Source organism: Bradyrhizobium sp. MI1.3, from assembly GCF_055811695.1.
This window is the reverse complement of the sequence record NZ_JBVVPQ010000163.1, coordinates 1-4,241: the sequence shown is the minus strand read 5'-3', so window position 1 is coordinate 4,241 and position 4,241 is coordinate 1. Positions and strand designations below refer to the sequence as shown.

Annotated in this window: 3 protein-coding genes and 1 pseudogene; 1 reads left to right on the top strand and 3 read right to left on the bottom strand. The window is 58.9% G+C overall.

The window, feature by feature from the left end; genetic code table 11:
- Positions 1-79: 79 nt before the first annotated feature.
- Positions 80-1,009: pseudogene (locus AC0L3A_RS40120) on the top strand (IS3 family transposase); the annotation flags it as partial.
- Between the two features lie 99 nt (positions 1,010-1,108).
- Here AC0L3A_RS40120 and AC0L3A_RS40115 read toward each other — a convergent pair.
- From AC0L3A_RS40115 to AC0L3A_RS40105, 3 genes are all read right to left on the bottom strand, one after another.
- Positions 1,109-1,966 (bottom strand): VOC family protein, encoded by an 858-nt coding sequence (locus tag AC0L3A_RS40115; protein WP_473256511.1) that lies wholly within the window; start codon positions 1,964-1,966, stop codon positions 1,109-1,111.
- A gap of 91 nt (positions 1,967-2,057) precedes the next feature.
- Positions 2,058-2,456: an avidin/streptavidin family protein gene (locus AC0L3A_RS40110; protein ID WP_473256510.1), complete on the bottom strand. Its 399-nt coding sequence runs from the start codon at positions 2,454-2,456 to the stop codon at positions 2,058-2,060.
- Positions 2,457-2,660: 204 nt separating this feature from the next.
- The coding region (locus tag AC0L3A_RS40105; RefSeq protein ID WP_473256509.1) for a di-heme-cytochrome C peroxidase at positions 2,661-4,241 on the bottom strand (1,581 nt) is incomplete at its 5' end.

The window sequence follows — 4,241 nt, the reverse complement described above, 5'->3', positions numbered from 1 at the left end:
TTGTTCCGTGTCCTCATTGCTTCCTCCTTTCAAAAGCCAACTCAGTCTGACTGAGAGGACGGGGCGGGTCATCCCATTAATGGTGACGCCCCCGGCCAAGCGGAAAGCTGTCGCCCATCTCCGAGACGCCTTCGGGATGAGCGAACGGCGGGCGTGTAAAGCCATCGGCTGCTGTCGCATGACCATGAGATACCAGACGATCCGGGCGGACGATGCCGGCCTTCGCCAACGCATGAGGGCGATCGCCCAGGAGCGCCGCCGGTTTGGCTATCGGCGCCTCCACGTTCTGCTCAAACGGGAGGGCTATGTGATCAACCACAAGAAGCTGTTCCGGCTCTACCGGGAAGAGAAGCTTGCGGTGCGCCGCCGTGGCGGCCGCAAGCGGGCGATCGGGACCCGGGCGCCGAAGACGGTGCCGATGGCGCCGAACGACCGCTGGTCGCTCGACTTCGTATCGGATCAGCTCACCGATGGTCGCCGCTTCCGTACCCTCACCGTGGTCGACGACTGCACCCGCGAGTGCCTGGCGCTGGTGGCCGACACCTCGCTCTCGGGCACCCGGGTTGCGCGGGAGCTGGACCGGCTGATGACCGAGCGCGGCAAGCCGAAGATGGTGGTCAGCGACAACGGCAGCGAGCTCACCAGCAACGCCATCCTGACATGGGCTGATCAGAGCCGCGTGGCATGGCACTACATCGCGTTGCTGGGCAAGCCCATGCAATTCCTTCATCGAAAGCTTCAACGGCCGGCTACGCGATGAACTGTTGAACGTGACGCTGTTCACGTCGTTGGCCCAGGCCCGCGTCGCGCTCGGATGCTGGCGGGCCGATTACAACGAGGCACGACCACACTCGCAGCTCGGATGGAAGACGCCGTCCGAGTTCGCCTTCACCTGCCACCCGCGCCGGGAGCTGGCGCTGCGCTATGCCGAGGGCTCCGCGCCAGCTCCGCCGCTGCCACCGCCCAACCGGGCAAATCCAACAGCCGGGGCGAACTCAGGACTGGATAAAACTTGGGGGCAAGGTCACGAGCGCTGCATGCACGCCAGCCTCAAGCTCAAGTGCTGTTTGAACACCGGCGCATCCTGTTCCAAAGACGACAAATTTCATCACTGTCTCCCGTCCACCTCGACAAAGCCAACCGCTGTACCGAAATTGTTCGCGGGCGTGAGGACATGTCGGTTGCCTGTCTTTGCAAGAGGCAATTCCGCCAATGGGCCGAGAGCCCGGCAAGCGACGGTGAACCCAGCGAGATGCGGGCCGTCCTCGGGATGGGGCGGCGTTACGCCGAAGGCGGCTTCGAACGCTTGCGCGCGGGCGAGCACAATCGTGCCGGTGCCCGTTTGAACGGCGATAGCATCCGGGCGCTCGCTGAAGCTATTTGCACCCGTGACCGTCCGAATGTAGCTAGCGAGATCCATTGCCGTTTCGCCCACAATCCAGACGTCCCGGACAGTCGAAGCACCGTTGGAATGCTTGAGATATTGTGGCTGCTCGTAGTACTCGGGGCGGTAGTGCTGGCAAGCAAACAAGCCGAGCCACGGTGCCGCGGGATGGTTCACAAACGCGAGGGAGAACCCCACCTTCACATCCGTCCCGTCGGGCATCTTGCCAGTTCTCGAAAAGTCGAATGGCTCAAAGGTTTTCAGACCGGCTGCATGCCAAGCCTGAATATCGGCGCGCGCATCCGAAGTATCGAGCACCATCATCGAAAAGCCGTCGTGTCTCAAGAGGTAATCGCGATTGAATGCGGCAAACGAAAAATTGCCAGCGCGATGTTCGGGGACGTCCTGCGGATTTGTAACCGAAAGCAGTTCGAGATACGTACCGCGTAGCTGAATGATGGAGTTGCCGGTCCCAAAGGGATGCTGACCGCGCGGGACAATCGTAAATCCCAACGCTTGATAGTTCGAGCGCATTGCCTCCAGGTCGCGGCCCGCGAGAATCAAATGGTTGATGCCTTTCATCGATGAACACTCGCTCGGCTGATACCCATGCGCTTCGATGCCGCGCGCGCGGGCTTCAAGCCAGCCTCGCGCCGGAATTCCCAGGTTTGGTCTACCTCCTCGCAAAGAAGTCCCGCCCAGTCATTTTGTGAAACTTCCAGTCCGATCCCACGTAGTACAGTGTCCATCTAGTTGGAATATTGTTGGCAGCTACACGGCCATTCCAAACTGTGATCGTTTTGCAGTTCGGAGCTGAGGGCGCCGTCCAATTGACGTAGAAATCTATCTTGCTTGCCATGACGATACCCGCGACAGGGTAAGGCTGTCCCCGGCACGAAAATCCAGTCGCGTTGTTGATATACGTTCCCGTGAAATTCCCTGTTGATGCGTCTAGCGTTTGGATCGAAAGAACCGAGCCCCTTTGATTTACCCATGTAGATGGGGCCGGCAACTGCGCGTGAGCAGGCACCGAGATGAGCGTAAAGAGCACGAGCACAAACAAGCGTGTCATGGTATTCCCCTAAGCAACAAGCAACTGCACAAACCGTGCGGGATATGAGTTCGTTCTCATGCCCAGTTCAGGCGCGGAACTGCCGATGATCTCATTTCAAGGCCAGCCTGCACTCCGAAAGCTGCTCGCCAAAGGCAATTTGGCACGAGCGAGCGCATCGTTGCCGACAGCTGTTGAATTCGCGGGAGGAAACGACGCAGCGGGTCAAAGCGTCTTGAGGTATTCGATCAGCGCCTTTTTGTCTTGATCGCCCAAACTCGTCCCGTACTCGTGGCCGCATCGGCTGTCTCCAGAATTGATGTCATTACAATCCGTGACGGATAGTGTTTCGCTTAAGGGTTCCTGGGTGGCAGCAAGACCAACGTTTTCAATGTCGTATTTCCGCCCAATGCTAAACTGCGATTTGCGCTGTCCCGATGGCTTGAGCAATTCCGCCAGGGTAGGGACCGAGCCGTTATGAAGATAAGGTGCGGCGGCCCAAATACCCTGCAGAACACGAGCCTCGTAGGCGCCCCATGGAGGGAGCCGACCGCGAGATGCTTTTTCTGCCCCCTTCCGCTTGGCTTTTTTGACCGCTTCCGAGGTGCTGACAGCGTCGAAAGCCGTTACCAGATCCTGCAGGGTCGGCGGTAGTCTTACCAGCCCCAGAGACTCCGGGGTCTCCGACGAACCCGGATCTGACGCCGTCGCGACCCGTGCGTTGGAAGAGGCACCGCCGGCCAACAGGTGTTCTGCGATCGAACCAATGACCGAGGTTGCAAGGATGTCAAGGATTTGATCGGTCTCCTTGAGCGGCGCGGTCGCGAAGGGAATGTACGCTCCATTCAGCACGCCCGTCTTCGCTTTCCAGGCGAGCACATCGTATTCTCGTGTATCCGTACCGACGTTCTGGACCACGGTTCTCCATGTTTTGATGAATGGAAAGCGCTGCTCGCCGTCTTCAATGCCATGGCAGCCGCTACATCCCCCTTCAGCGGGATCTCTTTCGAAAATCATTTTGCCCCGGATGGCTAAGGCAGCGTCAATCTTCCAGGGCCATTTCGGAGGGCCGATGCGCTTCACCAAGTTCTCAAGCTCGCTTAGGCCGTCGAAATTGGTGGAATTGCCATTGAGGAAATTGATGACCGCACCCTGACGCTTAGGCTCGAACGTAGCGAACACCCCTAGGACCTCGCCGACGTTCCGGGCCAGCCCCAAGATGTCACTTCCATTCTTTGCAAATCCCGGCCATTGCGTCTTGTCTTGCCGCGGCGCATTCCAAAGGAATGGGTATCTCACGGGAGCATCAGCGGTTTTTATGTTTTCCGGGATCATGAAATCGGGGGGCGGACCGATGTCCAGTCCGGATAAGCGGTTGAAGATCATCCCGACAGCATCCAGACGGCCCACTCCCCAGCCGTTTTTGGGCAGGGCTCGCACCATAAGCGTGTGAAACCGCAAGTACCACCTATCTACCTGCCGGCGAAGATCCTCAACATCGGCTATGTCGGGAGTTGCGGACTGCAGAACAGATGCAGCAAACGAGGCAAACGAATCGTCGCTAGCAAGCACATCACCGACTGCCTTGTCCAAATCGCGAAGCAGCGCGTAGAAGTCCACGAGCCCGGGCCCACCGTCGACGCGATACACCTTGCCGTCAACTTCGATCTGGCGCGTATGGCATGCCGAGCAGGTCATTCCGACAAGCTGGAAACCTTCGGGACCGGAGGCATGAAAGCCGATGGGAAGGCCGGCCTTGCTTCCAGGATTGAGTAGATAGCCGTACCGCTTCAGACCATCGGCGAG

Coding starts and splice junctions, on each gene's coding strand:
- AC0L3A_RS40110 (WP_473256510.1), bottom strand. CDS start 2,456: ATGACACGCTTGTTTGTGCTCGTGCTCTTTACGCTCATCTCGGTGCCT.
- AC0L3A_RS40115 (WP_473256511.1), bottom strand. CDS start 1,966: ATGAAAGGCATCAACCATTTGATTCTCGCGGGCCGCGACCTGGAGGCA.